The organism is Paractinoplanes abujensis (assembly GCF_014204895.1).
GTDB lineage: Bacteria > Actinomycetota > Actinomycetes > Mycobacteriales > Micromonosporaceae > Actinoplanes > Actinoplanes abujensis.
Genome location: NZ_JACHMF010000001.1, coordinates 5,410,768 through 5,426,800, shown reverse-complemented (window position 1 = coordinate 5,426,800; position 16,033 = coordinate 5,410,768). Strand labels below are relative to the sequence as shown.

Genomic DNA, 16,033 nt, shown 5'->3' with positions numbered 1-16,033 from the left:
CCTAGGGCAGCGGCTCGGAGACGTGGGCGGCCACGATGCGCCAGCCCTCGGGCAGCCGCACCCACGTCTGCGACTGCCGGCCCAGCACGTCACGGCCGGGATAGCCGAACCGGGTGTTGACGACGACGACCTGATCCCCGTACGGGGAAATGATCGTGTCCCGCAGGAACCGGCCCGGCGGCAGCGGTGGCTGGGCGAGCCGCCAGCGTCGCTGTTCCTCCAGCCCGACCTGCTGATCGGCCAGCCCGTAACGGACGGCGCCGGCGGCGAAGAAGCCGAGGATCGCCTCGACGTCGTTGCTGATGAGAGCTTTCTCGTACGCCTCGAAGGCCGCGGCCACCTCGTGCTGCATGCGTCTCCTTGTGGTCGTCGGAGGTGGTGGCGGCCCGGCGCGGCAACGCCGGACCGCCACGGCGGAGTCAGGCCGCTTCGACGAGTTCGCGCTCGGCGGCGTCGATCTCGCGGGGCGCCGGCCGGCTCAGGGCGAACAGCACGCAGACGACCGCGAGGAACAGATAGCCCAGCGACACCTGGCCGTCCGCGTTCCACTGCACCTTCTCGGCGTGGATCAGGCCGATGAAGCTGAGCACCGCCCCCGAGCCCGCGAAGACCGCCGCGTGCCAGAACCGTTTGTCGATGATGAACGCCACGATCGCACCCAGCACGAGACCGGCCAGGATGGCGCCCTCACCGAGGGTCTTCAACCCGTCGTAGACCACGCCCGCGCCGGCCAGCGCGCCGATGCCCACCTCGTCGGCCGTCGTGCCCGCGGCCGCGAGCACGTTGTCCATCTGCCCGGTGGCCCAGGCGGCGATGTTCGGGATGAGCGCCGCGACCACCGCCGCCGCGTGCGCGCGGGGCGTGGCCTGGAACGCCTGGGCGCCGATCAGCAGCCCGATGTAGAGCAGGATGGGTACGATCGCGGCGGTCGGGAAGATCGCCCCGAGCAGGCCGAACAGGCCGAAGAAGCAGAGCAGCGCGATCACCACGCCGGTCGCCATCGAATAACCCGTACGGCCGCCGGCCGCCTTCCAGCCGGGGTGCCCGACATAGACGGCGGGCGGGAACGGCGAGCCCAGGCAGGAGCCGATCACCGCGCCCGCGCCGTCGGCCAGCAGCACGCTGCGCAGGTTGTAACGGTCGCCGGCCGTGGCCGCGCTCTCCACGTTGGTCATCGCCTCCGTGAAGTTGTAGACGCCGAGCGGGATGGCCGTGGCCAGCAGCGGCGCCATGTCCGACAACCCGTCGAGGAGCAGGTCGAACTTGAGATGTGGGAAGGCGAACGCGATGTCGCGGGCGGCCGCGGTCACGTCGGGCACCGACATGGCGCCGCCGATCCAGCCGATCGCCGTGCCGACGAGCAGCGCGGCCAGGCCGATGGGAAAGTTGAAGGGCAGCTTGACGTCGGTCAGCAGGCCGATCAGCAGCAGTCCCAGCACGGGCAGGGCGATCCACGCGTAGTTCCACATGTTGCCGGCCGGGTTCATCGAGATGAACGTGATCGAGATGCCGGCCAGGGTGCCCAGCAGTGCCGCCCGCGGCGTGTACTTGCGGATGTACGGGCCGACGAACGCGCCGATCAGCACGATCACGCCGATGATGAACGCCCACGCGATGCCGGCCGTCCACGCCTGCACCGGATTCCCGGTGGTCAGATAGATCGGCAACATGATCACGAAGATCACGATGAACATGTGCGGCACGCTCGGCCCGTACGGCAGGGCGGTCACGTCGGACCGGCCCTCGCGCGCGGCCAGGCGCCGGGCCAGGAACGTGTAGTAGACGTTGCCCGCGACCAGGGCGATGCCGAGCGCGGGCAGGATGACGCCGAAGACGTCCGAGGCCGGCATCTTGATGACCCCGATGCACAACGCGGTCAAGGTGAGCACGTTGACCAGCACGTTGACGCCGAAGCCGAAGAAGGCGTTGGTGTCGCCGCGCACCCAGTACGGAATGGGGGCGGAGGTGGGCGTCGTCGTCATTTCGGCTCCTCGGCGGAGAGGGCGGCGATGAGAGTGGGGGAGTCGGCGACCCAGCCGAAGATGCCGCCCTGCGCGGCGATCATCTGCAGCCCGACCCGCTGGAACTCCGGGAAGTAGGAGCCGACGCAGTCGGACAGGACGAGACAGTCGAAGCCGCGGTCGTTCGCCTCCCGGACCGTGGTGTGCACACACACCTCGGTCGTGACCCCCGTGACGACCAGCTGCTTGGTGTTCAGCTTCTCGAGGACGTCGGACAGTTCGGTCGCATAGAACGCGCCCTTGCCCGGTTTGTCGATGACGATCTCGTCGTCCCGGGGCGCCAGTTCGTCGACGATGTCGTGGCCGTACTCACCCCGTACGAGAATCCGGCCGAAGGCGCCTTTCTCCCCGATGCCGCCCCGAGCCAGTTTGGACGGCGGGCAGTCGGACAGATCGGGCAGATGCCCCTCACGGGTGTGGATGACGGGCAGCCCGTACGACCGCCACGCCGCGAGCAGCGCGCTCAACGGCTCGATGGTGCGGCTGAGCTGGGCGACGTCGTTGCCCAGGCTCTCGCCGAAGCCGCCGGGCAACAGGAAGTCACGCTGCATGTCGATGACGAGCAGGGCGACCGATTCGAGTGCGAAGGAGAAGGGATGGGGTTGGGCGTCGACTGCAGGCATTCAGGCCTCCGTAGCCGATATGACGTCGTCCGAGGTGGCGACGCAGCCGAAGACGCCGCCCTGCATGGTGACCATGTGCAGCGCGGCGGTGTGGTTGGACGGATCGGTGGCCCCGGTGCAGTCGCTGAGGATCAGGCACTCGTAGCCGCGGTCGTTGGCCTCGCGCATCGTGGTGTGCACGCAGACGTCGGTGGTGATCCCGGTCAGGATCAGATGCGTGATCCCGTGCGTGCGCAGCACGAGGTCGAGGTTGGTGGCGTAGAAGGCGCCCTTGCCCGGCTTGTCGACGATCACCTCGCCGGCCACGGGCGCGACCTCGGGCACGATCTCCCAGCCGGGCTCACCCTTGATCAGGATCCGGCCGCACGGGCCGTCGCTGCCGATCTCGGCCCCGATCCGCGCCGAGCGCCACCGTTTGTTGGGCGGCAGGTCGGCGAGGTCGGGGTCGTGGCCCTCCCGGGTGTGGATCACCAGCATGCCGGTGCTGCGGGCGTGCTCCAGCAGCCGCGCGGTGGCCGGCAACCCGGCCCGGGTCAGCTCGATGTCGTAGCCCATCGAGTCGACGTAGCCGCCCTTGCCGCAGAAGTCGGTCTGCCAGTCGATGCAGATCAGCGCCGTGTTCGTCACGGAGACCGAGCCGTCGTACGGCCAGGGGTAGGGGTTCGCCGGCACCGGGCCGATGCGTGCGGTCATGATTGCGGTCCTCCCGAGCTGCGGTAGTTCCGCCGGCCGCCGCCGGCGGTGATGTCCGGTGTGCCGGCCGCCGCGTACGCCTCGCCCAGGAAACCGGTGACCTCGGTTCCGTCCGCGAGCGCGACCCGGCCCAGCGACAGGGGCGCGGCGACGCCGGCCAGGAACCCGCCGACGTGCGCGGCGGGCAGTCGCCAGAGCGTTCCGGCGTGTACGCGAAAATCCGGGCAGCCCGCCGTGGTCGGCAACCCGGCCACGTCAATGTTGTCCTCCACCGCGAACGGCACCCCCGCCAGCGGCAACCCCGGATCCACCGCCGCGGCGCGTTCGCGCAGCTCATCCGCGCCGAAGCGGGAGATCCGGACCGCCTCGCCCCGATCCGCCCGCCGCACCAACGCCTCGACGTCCACATCGTCGATTGTCGACAATTCTGTTTCGCCGAGCGCGACGCTTTGTAACGCCCCGATTTCTCCCCGCTCACATCGGCCCGGCCGGGTCCGTTAACCGGCCCGCAGTCGGCCGCTCACGCCGCCCGGCCGCTCATGCTGCCCGGCCGCTCATGCTGCCCGGCCGCTCACGCCCCGATTGCGGTCTGGCCGCCGCTCGCGGCCGAGTTGGTGGCGGCGCAGAGCCAGGTTGGCTGGGGCGGGGCCTGGTCTGGCTGGGGCAGGGCCTGGTCTGGCTGGTGGGGGCGCGGCGCCGGGCCGCCACCCGGCGCCGCGCGTCTCGGCCGGCGGTGCCGCGGCCGGGAGCTTCTGGAGGCTGACGCAATCCAGATACCCGCAGGAGACCGTAGTCTCGGGATTAGATGCCCGTCTATTAGGTGCCCCTTAAATCGCACCGTGGATCAGCATGTGGTCACGGTGGGCAACGTGTCCACGCCCGTCGCCGGCCCGGGTGGCGCCGATGCTTGCTTTCCCGGTGCTGGCAGACTTCACCCCGTGAGCAACGGGGAGCTTCGGTCGTACAGCCTCGTCGAGCTCGCCGTCGAACGCCTCAGCCACGAAATCCTGAGCGGCCGCACCGAGCCCGGCGCCCGCCTGGTCGAGGAGCAGCTCACGCGGCGTTTAGGCATCAGCCGGGCCCCGCTGCGAGAGGCCATGCGGCTGCTGGCTCAGCAGGGCCTGGTCGAGCACATCCCCCGCCGCGGAGCCCGCGTCGCCACCCTGTCCGCAGACGACGTGCGCGAACTCTACGAGGTCCGCGACGTCCTGGAACGGCACGCAGTAGCCACCACTCCACCCGACCCGGACTTGACGGCGCTGCGCGGGGCCCTCGAACTCATGCGCAAGGCCACAGAAGCCGGCGACCGCCTGGAGCTGGCCACCGCCCACCGCCGCTTCCACACCGAGGTGGTAGCTCTCTCCGGCAACCGCCAGCTGACCACCCTCTACAGCTCGGTGCTGGTCAGAATCCAGCTCTACATGGCCGCCAACATGCACCGCGAGGCCCAATCCACCCACCCCGAAGACGGCATCCACCGCCACGAACGCCTCTACACCGCAATAACTCAAGGCACCCCCCAAGCCATCCTGCAAGCCCTCTCCACCCACGGCGCCCGCACGTACCTCCCCTAGCCCCGCAGCCACCCACCGACACCCCACGCGATGTTGCCCTATCCAGCGACGAGCCCCGTCGACAAATCCCGACGAAGCCCCCGCGATGAGGTTGCGTCGCCCCAAGGCCACGCGGGACCGAACCCGTACGGGACAAGGCCGCGTACGGGTTCGGACCCCGTACGCGATCGCCGCCCGGTCGGCATCAGCCCGCGCACGCCCTCGGACCGCACGCAAGCAGCCCGTACTACGGGAGGGAACGCGCAACGAATCGCCTTCGTGCGGCAGGTACACGCACGAGACCACCCACCGTACGAGACCACAGGCCGTACGGAATAACCCTTCGTACGGGATCGCCCGCCGTACGGAATCACCCCTCGTACGGACTCAAACGAGCACGAGATCAACCACCCGGCCGACCCCACCGCAACCACCAACGGCCGGCAACCATCCGCAACGTGGGGTCTGGGGGCTCGGCCCCCAGGGCAAATGGGGAGCGACAAGGCCCGAGCGTTCCGCGGGCAGACTGCTCCTGAGCGAGCGGGCGACGAGAATCGAACTCGCGTAATCAGTTTGGAAGACTGAGGCTCTACCATTGAGCTACGCCCGCGCCGACCCCGCCCTAGAGTGGGGTCGCCGGGGATAGCTTACTGAATCAACTCCCGCCGACGCGAACCGGATTCCCCACCAGGTGACTCCAGCGCACGCGCGTGGAAGCGGACCGCATACACTGGCCGTCGCCACGGGGTGTGGCGCAGCTTGGTAGCGCACTCGCTTTGGGAGCGAGGGGCCGTGGGTTCAAATCCCGCCACCCCGACTGATATCAACTATCCGCAGCAACAAGGAGTACGCCTGTGAAGAGCACCGTCGAGACTCTGAGCCCGACCAGGGTGAAGCTCGCTATCGAGGTGCCGTTCGACGAGCTCAAGCCGAGCCTGCAGAAGGCGTACCGGGAGATCGGCGCGCAGGTGCAGGTGCCGGGCTTCCGTCGCGGCAAGATCCCGGCGGCGGTCATCGACCAGCGTGTCGGGCGTGGCGCGGTCCTGAACGAGGCTGTTCAGGAGGCGATTCCGCAGCAGATCCTGGCGGCCGTGCGGGAGCACGACGTCAAGACGCTGGGTCGTCCCGAGGTCGAGATCACCGAGTTCTCGGACAACGAGCCCCTGAAGTTCACGGCTGAGGTCGACGTCCGTCCCGAGATCACCGTCCCCGACCTGAAGACCATCTCGGTCACGGTCCCGGCGGTCGAGATCGGCGACAACGAGATCGACGAGCAGATCAACGGTCTGCGTGAGCGTTTCGCCACGCTCAAGACCGTGGACCGGCCGGCTGCCGAGGGTGACTACGTGCAGCTCGACCTGAAGGCCACGGTCGACGGCGAGGAGGTGCCGGGCGGCTCGGCGACCAACATCTCGCACGAGGTGGGCAGCAAGCAGCTGCTCCCGGGTCTCGACGAGGTGCTGGTGGGCCTGGTCGCGGACGCCGACGCCCAGTTCACCACGCAGCTGGTGGGTGGCGACTTCGCCGGCCGTGACGCCGACGTCGAGGTCAAGGTGCGCAGCGTCAAGGACAAGCAGCTGCCTGAGGTCGACGACGATTTCGCTCAGATGGCCAGCGAGTTCGACACGCTCGAGGAGCTGAAGAACGACCTGCGTGAGCGGCTGACCAAGGTCAAGAAGGTTGAGCAGATCTACGCGGCCCGTGACGAGGCGCTCAAGCAGCTGGTCGAGGCGGCCGACATCCCGGCGCCCGAGGGTGTCGTGAAGGACGAGGTCGAGGGTCGTAAGCAGGCCATGACCGACCAGCTGGAGCGGATCGGCGCGACTTTGCAGGATTATCTGACCTCGGAGGACAAGACCGAGGAGCAGATCGATCAGGAGCTGACCGAGGCCGCTCAGGAGGGCGTCCGGATTCAGCTGCTGCTCGACACGATCGCCGACGCCGAGGACGTGCAGGTCTCCGACGACGAGTTCGGTCACGAGATCGTGCACCGGGCGCAGCGGGCGCAGATGCAGCCGCAGCAGTATTACGACCAGCTCGTGCAGTCGGGTGCGGCGGCCGCGGTCTTCGGCGATGTGCGCCGGGGCAAGGCTCTCGCGTCGGTGATGGAGCAGGTCGAGATGAAGGACTCGGAGGGCACCGTCCTGACGCTGGACGACCTCCGGGCGGCCAGCGAGGACGAGCACGCCGGTCACAACCACTGAGTTTCTGGGGCGCGATGCCCCTTTGAGGCTGACGAGGAGCCGATCGATTTCCGGCGCCGCACAACCCACGGCGCCGGAAATTGATCGGCTCCTCGTCAGCGGGGCGATCGCGTTCTATGCCCCCCGGGCCGCCTGCGCTGTCAGCGAACACCTGCCCGAGCGGGAAGCTGATGCGCATTCGACCGGTTAGGTTGGTCGTACGACGGACGACCTGCCGGCTTCGAACTTGAGGCCGACACAGTTAGCTGTGAAGGGCTGCCATGACCGATCTTCATCTCCCCGCGAGCCCTGTGCTGCGCGGTGAATCCCTCAGTGGCAACCTCGACGACTCGGTCTTCAACCGCCTGCTGCGTGAGCGCATCATTTTCCTCGGCAGCGAGGTGACCGACTCGGTGGCCAACCGCATCTGCGCGCAGCTGCTGCTGCTTTCCGCCGAGGACCCTGAGCGCGACATCAACCTCTGGATCAACTCGCCCGGTGGCTCGGTCTACTCGGGCATGGCGATCTACGACACCATGCAGTTCATCGACAACGACGTGCAGACCGTCGCGATGGGCATGGCCGCGTCGATGGGCCAGCTGCTGCTGTGCGCCGGCGCGCCGGGCAAGCGTTTCTCGCTGCCGCACGCGCGGATCATGATGCACCAGCCGTCGGGCGGCATGGGTGGCACGGCCGCCGACATCGCCATCCAGGCCGAGCAGATGCTTTACACCAAGCGCATGTTCCAGGAGCGGGTCGCCTTCCACACCGGGCAGACTCAGGAGCAGATCGAGGCCGACTCCGACCGGGACCGCTGGTTCACGGCCGAGGAGGCCAAGGACTATGGCTTCATCGACAAGGTGATCACCGGGGCCACGCAGGTTCCCGAGGGCGCCGGAACGCTGAACTGAGGAGCTGAAAATGACTGACCTGACCTTGCCCTCCGGGTTCGCGCCGGTGCACAACCGCTACGTGCTGCCCTCCTTCGTCGAGCGTTCCTCGAACGGGATGATGAAGGAGACGAACCCCTACAACAAGATGTTCGAGGACCGGATCATCTTCCTCGGCGTGCAGGTGGACGACGCGTCGGCCAACGACGTGATGGCCCAGCTGCTGACGCTGGAGAGCTCGGATCCCGACCGCGACATCCTGATGTACATCAACTCGCCCGGCGGCTCCTTCACCGCCATGACGGCGATCTACGACACGATGCAGTACGTCCGCCCCGACATCTCGACGGTCTGCCTGGGGCAGGCGGCCAGCGCGGCCGCCGTCCTGCTGGCCGGCGGCACGGCGGGCAAGCGGATGGCGCTGCCGCACTCCCGGGTGCTGATCCACCAGCCGGCCACTGAGGGCGGCTACGGCCAGGGTTCCGACATCGAGATCCAGGCCCGCGAGATCCTCCGCATGCGCACGCAGATGGAGGAGATGATCTCGCGTCACTCCGGCCGTACGCCGGAGCAGGTCCGCAAGGACGTCGACCGCGACAAGATCATGACGGCCGAGGAGGCCAAGGAGTACGGTCTGGTCGACGTCGTGCTCGCGAGCCGCAAGAAGAGCCTGCAGTCGGTGAGCTGAGGCAGCATGTCAGGGGCGGCCGGGGCGTTATAAACTGGCCGACCCCTGACACGCCCGTTTTGGGGGGTCGGAGAACGGCACCTTTGCGGGTAACGTCGAGCATGCAGCCTCAGTTACGCGGTTCCGTAGACGATGAGATGGCAACGAGGCAATCAGTCCTCGGATCAGGGGTCGGCGCGAGCCGGCCGATGAGCTCAAGGAGAACGTAGGTGGCACGGATCGGCGACGGCGGCGACCTACTGAAGTGCTCCTTCTGTGGGAAGTCACAGAAGCAGGTCAAAAAGCTCATCGCGGGCCCTGGGGTCTACATCTGCGACGAGTGCATCGACCTGTGCAACGAGATCATCGAAGAGGAGCTGGCCGAGACCGGCGAGGTGAAGTGGGAAGAGCTTCCCAAGCCGATGGAGATCTGCCAGTTCCTGGATCAGTATGTGGTGGGCCAGGAGCAGGCCAAGAAGGCGCTCTCGGTCGCCGTCTACAACCACTACAAGCGGATTCAGGCCGAGTCGAGCGGCGCGCCCGGTGCGGGCAGCGACGTCGAGGTGGCCAAGTCCAACATCATGCTCATCGGCCCGACGGGCTGCGGCAAGACTCACTTGGCGCAGACGCTGGCCCGCATGCTCAATGTGCCGTTCGCGATCGCTGACGCCACGGCGCTCACCGAGGCCGGCTACGTGGGTGAGGATGTGGAAAACATCCTGCTCAAGCTCATCCAGGCTGCCGACTACGACGTGAAACGGGCCGAACAGGGCATCATCTACATCGACGAGGTCGACAAGATCGCCCGTAAGAGCGAGAACCCGTCGATCACCCGGGACGTCTCCGGTGAGGGCGTGCAGCAGGCCCTGCTCAAGATCCTCGAGGGCACGGTGGCCAACGTTCCGCCGCAGGGCGGCCGTAAGCACCCGCACCAGGAGTTCATCCAGATCGACACCACGAATGTGCTGTTCATCGTGGGTGGCGCGTTCGCCGGGCTGGACCGCATCATCGAGTCCCGTGTGGGCCACGGCGGTGTCGGTTTCGGGGCTCACCTGCGTTCGATCTCGGAGCGGAACACCGACGACATCTTCAGCCGGGTGATGCCGGAGGACATGCTGAAGTTCGGCCTGATCCCCGAGTTCATCGGCCGTCTGCCGGTCATCACCACGGTGCGTAACCTCGACCGCGAGGCCCTGATCAAGATCTTGACTGAGCCGCGGAACGCGTACGTGAAGCAGTACCAGCGGCTCTTCGAGCTGGACGGCGTCGAGCTGGAGTTCGACTACGGCGCTCTCGAGGCGATCGCCGACCAGGCCATGCTGCGCGGCACGGGTGCCCGCGGTCTCCGCGCGATCATGGAGGAAGTGCTGCTCTCCGTGATGTACGAGGTGCCGAGCAACCCCGACGCGGCCCGCGTGGTCATCACGCGTGAGGTCGTGCTGGAAAACGTGAACCCGACGATCGTCCCGCGCGAGTTCGTGGGGCGCCGGCGCCGTGAGCGCGAGGAGAAGTCCGCCTGATCTGCGGCTTCGTGGCTGATCAGTCGGCGTCCGGCCGGCTGGTCCGCCTGCGTTCGAGGGTTTCGATCACGGTTTGCGCCCAGCTGATGTTCAGCTGTTCGTATTCGCGTCCCGCCATGAGTGTCAGGTAGGGGCCGACTTCGTCGCTGTTCCGCAGGTATTCGTCTTCGCTGCGCCCGTCGAGCAGGCGGTCGCGCAACTGCTCGTAGCGGATCAGCTTTTGCGCGGAGCGTGCCGCTCGGGCCCGCGCCGCCTCGATCAGCGTTTCCGGTTCACCGGTGCGGTCGGCCGCCTGCAATTTCACGAGCAGCTCGTCGCGCATGGCCGGCGGCTTGGACGGACGGCGTCCGAACGCGCGTAACTCCTCGAGTCCTTTTTCCGTCATCGTGAACACGCGTTTGTTGGGCCGCCGCGTCTGTTCGACGACGCGTGCCTGGACCAGGCCGTCCTGTTCGAGCCGTTCCAAGTCCCGGTAGAGCTGTTGTGGCGTGGCCGTCCAGTAGTCGGCGACCGCCACGTCGAACCGCTTGGCCAGCTCGTAACCGGACGCCTCGCCCTGCGACAGGGCGGCCAGCAGGGCGTGGCGCAGTGACATCTGGACTTCCTCCCGGGCGGCGAGTTACGTTAATCCGCACCTATTCAATTTGTTGAGTATAGGACGGGCCCGCGCACACGCCGACCACACGCGGCCCGCCCGCGAAGGGCCGCGCCGTGCACCCGTTCCGAGCCGCCATCGAGTCCCGCGACGTGGAGGCCGCCCTGGCCCTCCTGCACGAAGACGTCGTCTTCCGCAGCCCCGTCGTCTACACGCCCTACCGCGGCCGCTTCGCCGTCGCGCCCATCCTGCGCGCGGTGATCGAGGTCTTCGAGGACTTCGAGTACACCCACGAACTCTCCGACGCGCCCTCCCACGCCCTGCTCTTCAAGGCCCGCGTAGGCGACAAACATCTCGAGGGCTGCGACTTCCTGCACGCCGGCCCCGACGGTCAGATCGCTGAGTTCACCGTGATGATCCGCCCCCTCAAGGGCATCCAGGCCCTGGCCACAGCCATGCAATCCCGCCTGACATGACCCCCACCGACCCAGCGGCCGGCCCCTCTCGTCGGGTTCACGCTGCCGGCTCTGCTCGTGAGGTCGACATCGCACCCGAGTTGGAGGCCCTGGCCGCACTGGCCCCCACCCACTACCGCGAGTCCTTCCGAGTCGCCCTCACTCCCGTCGCCTCGAGCAGCCGAATCCCGACTACCGGCTCAGCCGGTCCGGGCGCCGCAGGCAGACCATTACCGCCCGCCGGGTCACCGCCCCCGCGAACCGCCGAGCAATGGGCCCGTGTCGTCCTCGAGGGCGCACCCTGGCCCGCTCGAGCCCAGATGCTGACCGCCTGGATCCTCCTGGGCATCCCGCTGGCCCCACCGTGGTCCCGTTCCCAGGTCTTGGGCTGGCGCATCCTCCGCAACACGCCGGCCGCCATAGTCCTGGAATCCCGAGCCGCCGCAGGCGTCACCGCCCGCTTGGTCTTCCACGCCACGGAGACGCATCTGACCCAGGCGATGCTGGTCCGCTACGACCACCGGCCGGGCCGCTACATCTGGTCTCGCCTCGCACCCAAGCACCGCAGTTTCATCACGGTCCTCCTGTCCCGAGCCGCTGACGTCCCCACGCCCTGAAAGTCGTGACCTCGTACGAGGGTCTGCCCAGCTACTTCGGTACTGGGTCGAGGGGCGACTTCCGGAGGTTGGTCCAATCCAACCTCGCTCGTAGGCTGCACTCATGCGCGTAGCGGTGTGCCAAGTGAATTCGCAGGCCGATCGGGATCACAACCTCAAAGTCGCCCGGGGCCTGCTCGACCGGGCGGCGTCCGCCGGCGCCGAGCTGGCCGTGCTCCCGGAATACGTCGATTACCTAGGCGCGGGCGACACCTTGCCCGAGCCGGAAGGCGTCGACGGCGAGTTCGCGCAGTTCTTTTCGACCGCCGCCCGTGAGCTCGGCATCTGGGTGCACGCCGGCTCCTTCCACGAGAGCGGCCCGGACGAGCGCCGCACCTACAACACGTCACTGGTTTTCGATCCCCGCGGCGAGCTGGTCACGAGCTACCGCAAAATCCACCTGTACGACGTGGAGATCGCGGGCCGGGTCTCCTATCAGGAGTCACGCTCAGTAGCCCCCGGTGACGAGACGGTCGTCGCCGAGATCGCAGGGGTCCGCACGGGCTTGTCGATCTGCTACGACCTGCGGTTCCCCGAGCTCTACCGGCGGCTCGCAGTCGAGGGGCAGGCCCGCATCCTGATCGTGCCGGCCGCCTTCATGGTGCACACCGGTCGCGACCACTGGGAGGTCCTGCTTCGAGCGCGCGCGATCGAGAACCAGTGCTACGTCGTGGCCGCCGGCCAAATCGGAGACCACAACCCTTCCCGTACGTGTTTCGGCCGCAGCATGATCATCGACCCCTGGGGCACCGTGCTGGCCCAAGCGCCCGACACCGTGGGCATCGCCATCGCCGACCTGGATCTGGCCCGCCTCGACCAGATCCGCACAGAGCTACCCAGCCTCGCCAACCGCCGCCTCTGAGCACCTCCCCGACCCCGACGGCCCAGCTCACAGCGCCACGGCGTCGTGTAGTCGATCAGCCCTCCGCCAGCGACCGGTAGGAGAGCCCGCCTTTTGGCCGGTCGTGGCTGCCGGTGTCCGCGATGGCGGAGCCCGCTTGTGGTCGGTCGGCCCGAGCAGAGCCTGATGGCGGTGGCCCGCTCGGTCGCGATTGGTCGGCCCGGTGCATCTGCACGGCGGTGGACCGGTTGTGGTTGATGGACGGACGAAACTGCCGTGATCGGGCTGGGGCAAGTCCACAAACTCTGGCGGAGTTCACGCCGGTCCGTCGGCGACGAGCCGGGTGCGGCTGTCGGCGCTGTGGGTGTGAGCCGGGAGACGGTGGACTCTGGGGCCGCAGCTCTTTCACGCCATGGGTGAGTCAGACCAGGCCCTGCGGATGGAGAGGGTGGCTGCGCGGTCCCGTTGTGGTCGGCGGTCCGCCGGTCGCGCTCGGGGTGGTTGTGTGCTGCCGGTGGGTGCTGAATCGGCCTGGGGAAGTTCATGGAACTCCAGGTGGCGCGCGAGCCCGACCTGGCGGACTCGATCGAGCCGTGGATGCGGGTGGCAGGGCCTGTGGGGCAGGGCGATGAGGATCTGAGTGCCGGCGGCCGTTCCTGTGTTGGGCCGTGGGCAGTAGGGGATTCCTTGGAAGTTCTCAGAGTGTCGGCGGGGTCACAGGAGCTGCACTAAGTAGCCGACCAGTGCCAGACCGATTACGGCGCCGCCGCTCAGGAGCATTGCTCCGCCCATGCGGGATGGGCCTCGTTCCAGGAGCCGGCGGATCGATACGACCAGCGTGACCAGCACAAGTGTGCCGATGAGGAACTGCCCGAAGGGCATGATCATGTCGATGAGCACGTCGGCTGCCAGCGTCCCGGAAGCTCGCATGGGCCCACTCTTTCACGATGCGAAGCAGTTTCGGGGCGTCTCGGCGCGGGAGTGGGCACGAGGGTCGATTTGCATGCGCGGCACCCGGTCGCGTAACTTTCTCTCTGCCCGAGGGAAACCCGGACGAACGGAGCGAAAGCGACGGTCGCCAGGTAGCCCAGAGGGTGAGGCGTTAAGCTTGGCTGAACAAGTTCGGGCGGAGCGGAGCAAGGCAACTTGCGCCAGCGAAACCGACCGGGTAAGGTAGTCAAGCCAGCGGGAACCGGGCAAGCAGATCACTTAGTGGTCGTCGGCCGGTCCGCGAGGCCACTCCCACGATCCACCCGCCGCGCGGGTCAGATACGTGGGGCCAACTTGGGCGGTGCGAGCAAGATTTCGAGTCTTGCGCTCGCGAAGCCGACCGGGTAAGTTTGAGCGGTTGCCCCGGAGCGGTTAGCCGGGTGTGGTTGTTCTTTGAGAACTCAACAGGGTGCTTGATAAGCCAGTGCCAATTAGTTATACCCCGGCCGGCTTGCTCGTTCTTCGGGACGGGCTTTGTCGGTGGGTGATTCCTTTGGCAGTTGTTTAACTGCCGGGACAGTTTTTCAACAGGTTTTTGTTGGAGAGTTTGATCCTGGCTCAGGACGAACGCTGGCGGCGTGCTTAACACATGCAAGTCGAGCGGAAAGGCCCTTCGGGGTACTCGAGCGGCGAACGGGTGAGTAACACGTGAGTAACCTGCCCTGGACTTTGGGATAACCCTCGGAAACGGGGGCTAATACCGAATACGACACAGCTTTGCATGAAGTCTGTGTGGAAAGTTTTTCGGTCTGGGATGGGCTCGCGGCCTATCAGCTTGTTGGTGGGGTGATGGCCTACCAAGGCGACGACGGGTAGCCGGCCTGAGAGGGCGACCGGCCACACTGGGACTGAGACACGGCCCAGACTCCTACGGGAGGCAGCAGTGGGGAATATTGCACAATGGGCGGAAGCCTGATGCAGCGACGCCGCGTGAGGGATGACGGCCTTCGGGTTGTAAACCTCTTTCAGCAGGGACGAAGCGCAAGTGACGGTACCTGCAGAAGAAGCGCCGGCCAACTACGTGCCAGCAGCCGCGGTAAGACGTAGGGCGCGAGCGTTGTCCGGATTTATTGGGCGTAAAGAGCTCGTAGGCGGCTTGTCGCGTCGACCGTGAAAACTTGGGGCTCAACCCCAAGCCTGCGGTCGATACGGGCAGGCTCGAGTTCGGTAGGGGAGACTGGAATTCCTGGTGTAGCGGTGAAATGCGCAGATATCAGGAGGAACACCGGTGGCGAAGGCGGGTCTCTGGGCCGATACTGACGCTGAGGAGCGAAAGCGTGGGGAGCGAACAGGATTAGATACCCTGGTAGTCCACGCTGTAAACGTTGGGCGCTAGGTGTGGGGGACCTCTCCGGTTCTCTGTGCCGCAGCTAACGCATTAAGCGCCCCGCCTGGGGAGTACGGCCGCAAGGCTAAAACTCAAAGGAATTGACGGGGGCCCGCACAAGCGGCGGAGCATGCGGATTAATTCGATGCAACGCGAAGAACCTTACCTGGGTTTGACATCGCCGGAAAACTCGCAGAGATGTGGGGTCCTTCGGGGCCGGTGACAGGTGGTGCATGGCTGTCGTCAGCTCGTGTCGTGAGATGTTGGGTTAAGTCCCGCAACGAGCGCAACCCTCGTTCGATGTTGCCAGCGCGTTATGGCGGGGACTCATCGAAGACTGCCGGGGTCAACTCGGAGGAAGGTGGGGATGACGTCAAGTCATCATGCCCCTTATGTCCAGGGCTTCACGCATGCTACAATGGCCGGTACAAAGGGTTGCGATGCCGTGAGGTGGAGCGAATCCCAAAAAGCCGGTCTCAGTTCGGATCGGGGTCTGCAACTCGACCCCGTGAAGTCGGAGTCGCTAGTAATCGCAGATCAGCAACGCTGCGGTGAATACGTTCCCGGGCCTTGTACACACCGCCCGTCACGTCACGAAAGTCGGCAACACCCGAAGCCGGTGGCCTAACCCCGCAAGGGGAGGGAGCCGTCGAAGGTGGGGCTGGCGATTGGGACGAAGTCGTAACAAGGTAGCCGTACCGGAAGGTGCGGCTGGATCACCTCCTTTCTAAGGAGCAACTCACCTGTGAAAGCAGGTCAGTAGCCCACGGTTCGCGAATGACGAACCGGGGTGCTCATAGGCGGAGACACTGGCCAGTCTGAACCGGCAACGGCCGGCGAGCCTAGTACAGCCTTCGGGCGTGGAACGGATTCGCTGGTGCGGCTGGGGAGGGCGACAAGAGATAGCACCCTGTTGGGTCCTGAAAGAACAACCTGTGTGGTTGGGATTTCAGTGCCAGGCGCGACCTGGTTTCGTATACCACTCGTGGGAGCCGGTGACGGCGCCGAGGTTCGGTACG

15 protein-coding genes, 2 tRNA genes and 1 rRNA gene are annotated in these 16,033 nt (G+C 66.7%); 10 read left to right on the top strand and 8 right to left on the bottom strand.

What is annotated here, in order from left to right; translation table 11 throughout:
- Window position 1: 1 nt before the first annotated feature.
- From BKA14_RS24635 to BKA14_RS43300, 5 genes are all read right to left on the bottom strand, one after another.
- On the bottom strand, window positions 2-352 hold the full coding sequence (locus tag BKA14_RS24635; protein ID WP_184953234.1) for an AtzH-like domain-containing protein: 351 nt from the start codon (window positions 350-352) through the stop codon (window positions 2-4).
- A 67-nt stretch (window positions 353-419) separates the two neighbouring features.
- Window positions 420-1,982 carry a regulator gene (locus tag BKA14_RS24630; RefSeq protein ID WP_184953233.1) on the bottom strand — a complete coding sequence of 521 codons (1,563 nt, stop codon included), beginning with the start codon at window positions 1,980-1,982 and terminating at the stop codon, window positions 420-422.
- Window positions 1,979-2,644 (bottom strand): cysteine hydrolase family protein, encoded by a 666-nt coding sequence (locus BKA14_RS24625; RefSeq protein ID WP_184953232.1) that lies wholly within the window; start codon window positions 2,642-2,644, stop codon window positions 1,979-1,981. Before BKA14_RS24625 ends, BKA14_RS24630 begins: the two co-directional genes overlap by 4 nt.
- A complete protein-coding gene (biuH, locus tag BKA14_RS24620) occupies window positions 2,645-3,337 on the bottom strand; it encodes a biuret amidohydrolase (protein WP_184953231.1) in 693 nt (230 codons plus the stop codon).
- A complete protein-coding gene (locus BKA14_RS43300; RefSeq protein ID WP_221477309.1) occupies window positions 3,334-3,762 on the bottom strand; it encodes an allophanate hydrolase-related protein in 429 nt (142 codons plus the stop codon). Before BKA14_RS43300 ends, biuH begins: the two co-directional genes overlap by 4 nt.
- Window positions 3,763-4,275: 513 nt before the next feature.
- Between BKA14_RS43300 and BKA14_RS45210 the strand changes: the two genes are divergently transcribed.
- Window positions 4,276-4,911 (top strand): GntR family transcriptional regulator, encoded by a 636-nt coding sequence (locus tag BKA14_RS45210; RefSeq protein WP_184953230.1) that lies wholly within the window; start codon window positions 4,276-4,278, stop codon window positions 4,909-4,911.
- A gap of 518 nt (window positions 4,912-5,429) precedes the next feature.
- Here the strand turns inward: BKA14_RS45210 and BKA14_RS24605 are convergent.
- Window positions 5,430-5,500 (bottom strand) — tRNA-Gly (locus BKA14_RS24605).
- Window positions 5,501-5,633: 133 nt separating this feature from the next.
- Here BKA14_RS24605 and BKA14_RS24600 point away from each other — a divergent pair.
- From BKA14_RS24600 to clpX, 5 genes are all read left to right on the top strand, one after another.
- Window positions 5,634-5,707 (top strand) — tRNA-Pro (locus BKA14_RS24600).
- Between the two features lie 37 nt (window positions 5,708-5,744).
- On the top strand, window positions 5,745-7,094 hold the full coding sequence (gene tig / locus BKA14_RS24595; protein WP_184953229.1) for a trigger factor: 1,350 nt from the start codon (window positions 5,745-5,747) through the stop codon (window positions 7,092-7,094).
- Between the two features lie 260 nt (window positions 7,095-7,354).
- Complete coding sequence (locus BKA14_RS24590) at window positions 7,355-7,984, top strand: ATP-dependent Clp protease proteolytic subunit (RefSeq protein WP_184953228.1); 630 nt, start codon at window positions 7,355-7,357, stop codon at window positions 7,982-7,984.
- 10 nt (window positions 7,985-7,994) lie between these two features.
- Window positions 7,995-8,651: an ATP-dependent Clp protease proteolytic subunit gene (locus tag BKA14_RS24585; protein WP_184953227.1), complete on the top strand. Its 657-nt coding sequence runs from the start codon at window positions 7,995-7,997 to the stop codon at window positions 8,649-8,651.
- A gap of 209 nt (window positions 8,652-8,860) precedes the next feature.
- Window positions 8,861-10,150, top strand: coding sequence for an ATP-dependent Clp protease ATP-binding subunit ClpX (gene clpX / locus BKA14_RS24580; protein WP_133872691.1), 1,290 nt, complete (start codon window positions 8,861-8,863; stop codon window positions 10,148-10,150).
- A 19-nt stretch (window positions 10,151-10,169) separates the two neighbouring features.
- Here clpX and BKA14_RS24575 read toward each other — a convergent pair whose 3' ends face one another.
- The gene (locus BKA14_RS24575; protein ID WP_184953226.1) at window positions 10,170-10,745 is read right to left on the bottom strand and encodes a PadR family transcriptional regulator; all 576 of its coding nucleotides are present in this window, start codon (window positions 10,743-10,745) and stop codon (window positions 10,170-10,172) included.
- 116 nt (window positions 10,746-10,861) lie between these two features.
- Here BKA14_RS24575 and BKA14_RS24570 point away from each other — a divergent pair, with 116 nt between their 5' ends.
- The 3 genes from BKA14_RS24570 (at window position 10,862) to BKA14_RS24560 (ending at window position 12,718) form a co-directional block, all read left to right on the top strand.
- Window positions 10,862-11,221 carry a nuclear transport factor 2 family protein gene (locus BKA14_RS24570; protein WP_184953225.1) on the top strand — a complete coding sequence of 120 codons (360 nt, stop codon included), beginning with the start codon at window positions 10,862-10,864 and terminating at the stop codon, window positions 11,219-11,221.
- Between the two features lie 299 nt (window positions 11,222-11,520).
- Window positions 11,521-11,817, top strand: coding sequence for a hypothetical protein (locus BKA14_RS24565; protein WP_184953224.1), 297 nt, complete (start codon window positions 11,521-11,523; stop codon window positions 11,815-11,817).
- 103 nt (window positions 11,818-11,920) lie between these two features.
- Complete coding sequence (locus tag BKA14_RS24560) at window positions 11,921-12,718, top strand: carbon-nitrogen hydrolase family protein (protein WP_184953223.1); 798 nt, start codon at window positions 11,921-11,923, stop codon at window positions 12,716-12,718.
- A 693-nt stretch (window positions 12,719-13,411) separates the two neighbouring features.
- On the opposite strand, the gene BKA14_RS24555 is transcribed toward BKA14_RS24560, so the two are convergent.
- Window positions 13,412-13,627 (bottom strand): hypothetical protein, encoded by a 216-nt coding sequence (locus tag BKA14_RS24555; RefSeq protein WP_184953222.1) that lies wholly within the window; start codon window positions 13,625-13,627, stop codon window positions 13,412-13,414.
- Between the two features lie 595 nt (window positions 13,628-14,222).
- Between BKA14_RS24555 and BKA14_RS24550 the strand changes: the two genes are divergently transcribed.
- A 16S ribosomal RNA gene (locus tag BKA14_RS24550) occupies window positions 14,223-15,741 on the top strand.
- The last annotated feature ends 292 nt before the right edge of the window (window positions 15,742-16,033 follow it).

What these genes read in the sequence shown, in the direction of transcription:
- BKA14_RS24630 (WP_184953233.1), bottom strand. Translation starts at nt 1,982, where the DNA reads ATGACGACGACGCCCACCTCCGCCCCCATTCCGTACTGGGTGCGCGGC.
- BKA14_RS24565 (WP_184953224.1), top strand. Translation starts at nt 11,521, where the DNA reads ATGCTGACCGCCTGGATCCTCCTGGGCATCCCGCTGGCCCCACCGTGG.
- biuH (WP_184953231.1), bottom strand. Translation starts at nt 3,337, where the DNA reads ATGACCGCACGCATCGGCCCGGTGCCGGCGAACCCCTACCCCTGGCCG.
- BKA14_RS24625 (WP_184953232.1), bottom strand. Translation starts at nt 2,644, where the DNA reads ATGCCTGCAGTCGACGCCCAACCCCATCCCTTCTCCTTCGCACTCGAA.
- BKA14_RS24635 (WP_184953234.1), bottom strand. Translation starts at nt 352, where the DNA reads ATGCAGCACGAGGTGGCCGCGGCCTTCGAGGCGTACGAGAAAGCTCTC.
- BKA14_RS24590 (WP_184953228.1), top strand. Translation starts at nt 7,355, where the DNA reads ATGACCGATCTTCATCTCCCCGCGAGCCCTGTGCTGCGCGGTGAATCC.
- BKA14_RS24585 (WP_184953227.1), top strand. Translation starts at nt 7,995, where the DNA reads ATGACTGACCTGACCTTGCCCTCCGGGTTCGCGCCGGTGCACAACCGC.
- BKA14_RS24575 (WP_184953226.1), bottom strand. Translation starts at nt 10,745, where the DNA reads ATGTCACTGCGCCACGCCCTGCTGGCCGCCCTGTCGCAGGGCGAGGCG.
- BKA14_RS24555 (WP_184953222.1), bottom strand. Translation starts at nt 13,627, where the DNA reads ATGCGAGCTTCCGGGACGCTGGCAGCCGACGTGCTCATCGACATGATC.
- BKA14_RS24560 (WP_184953223.1), top strand. Translation starts at nt 11,921, where the DNA reads ATGCGCGTAGCGGTGTGCCAAGTGAATTCGCAGGCCGATCGGGATCAC.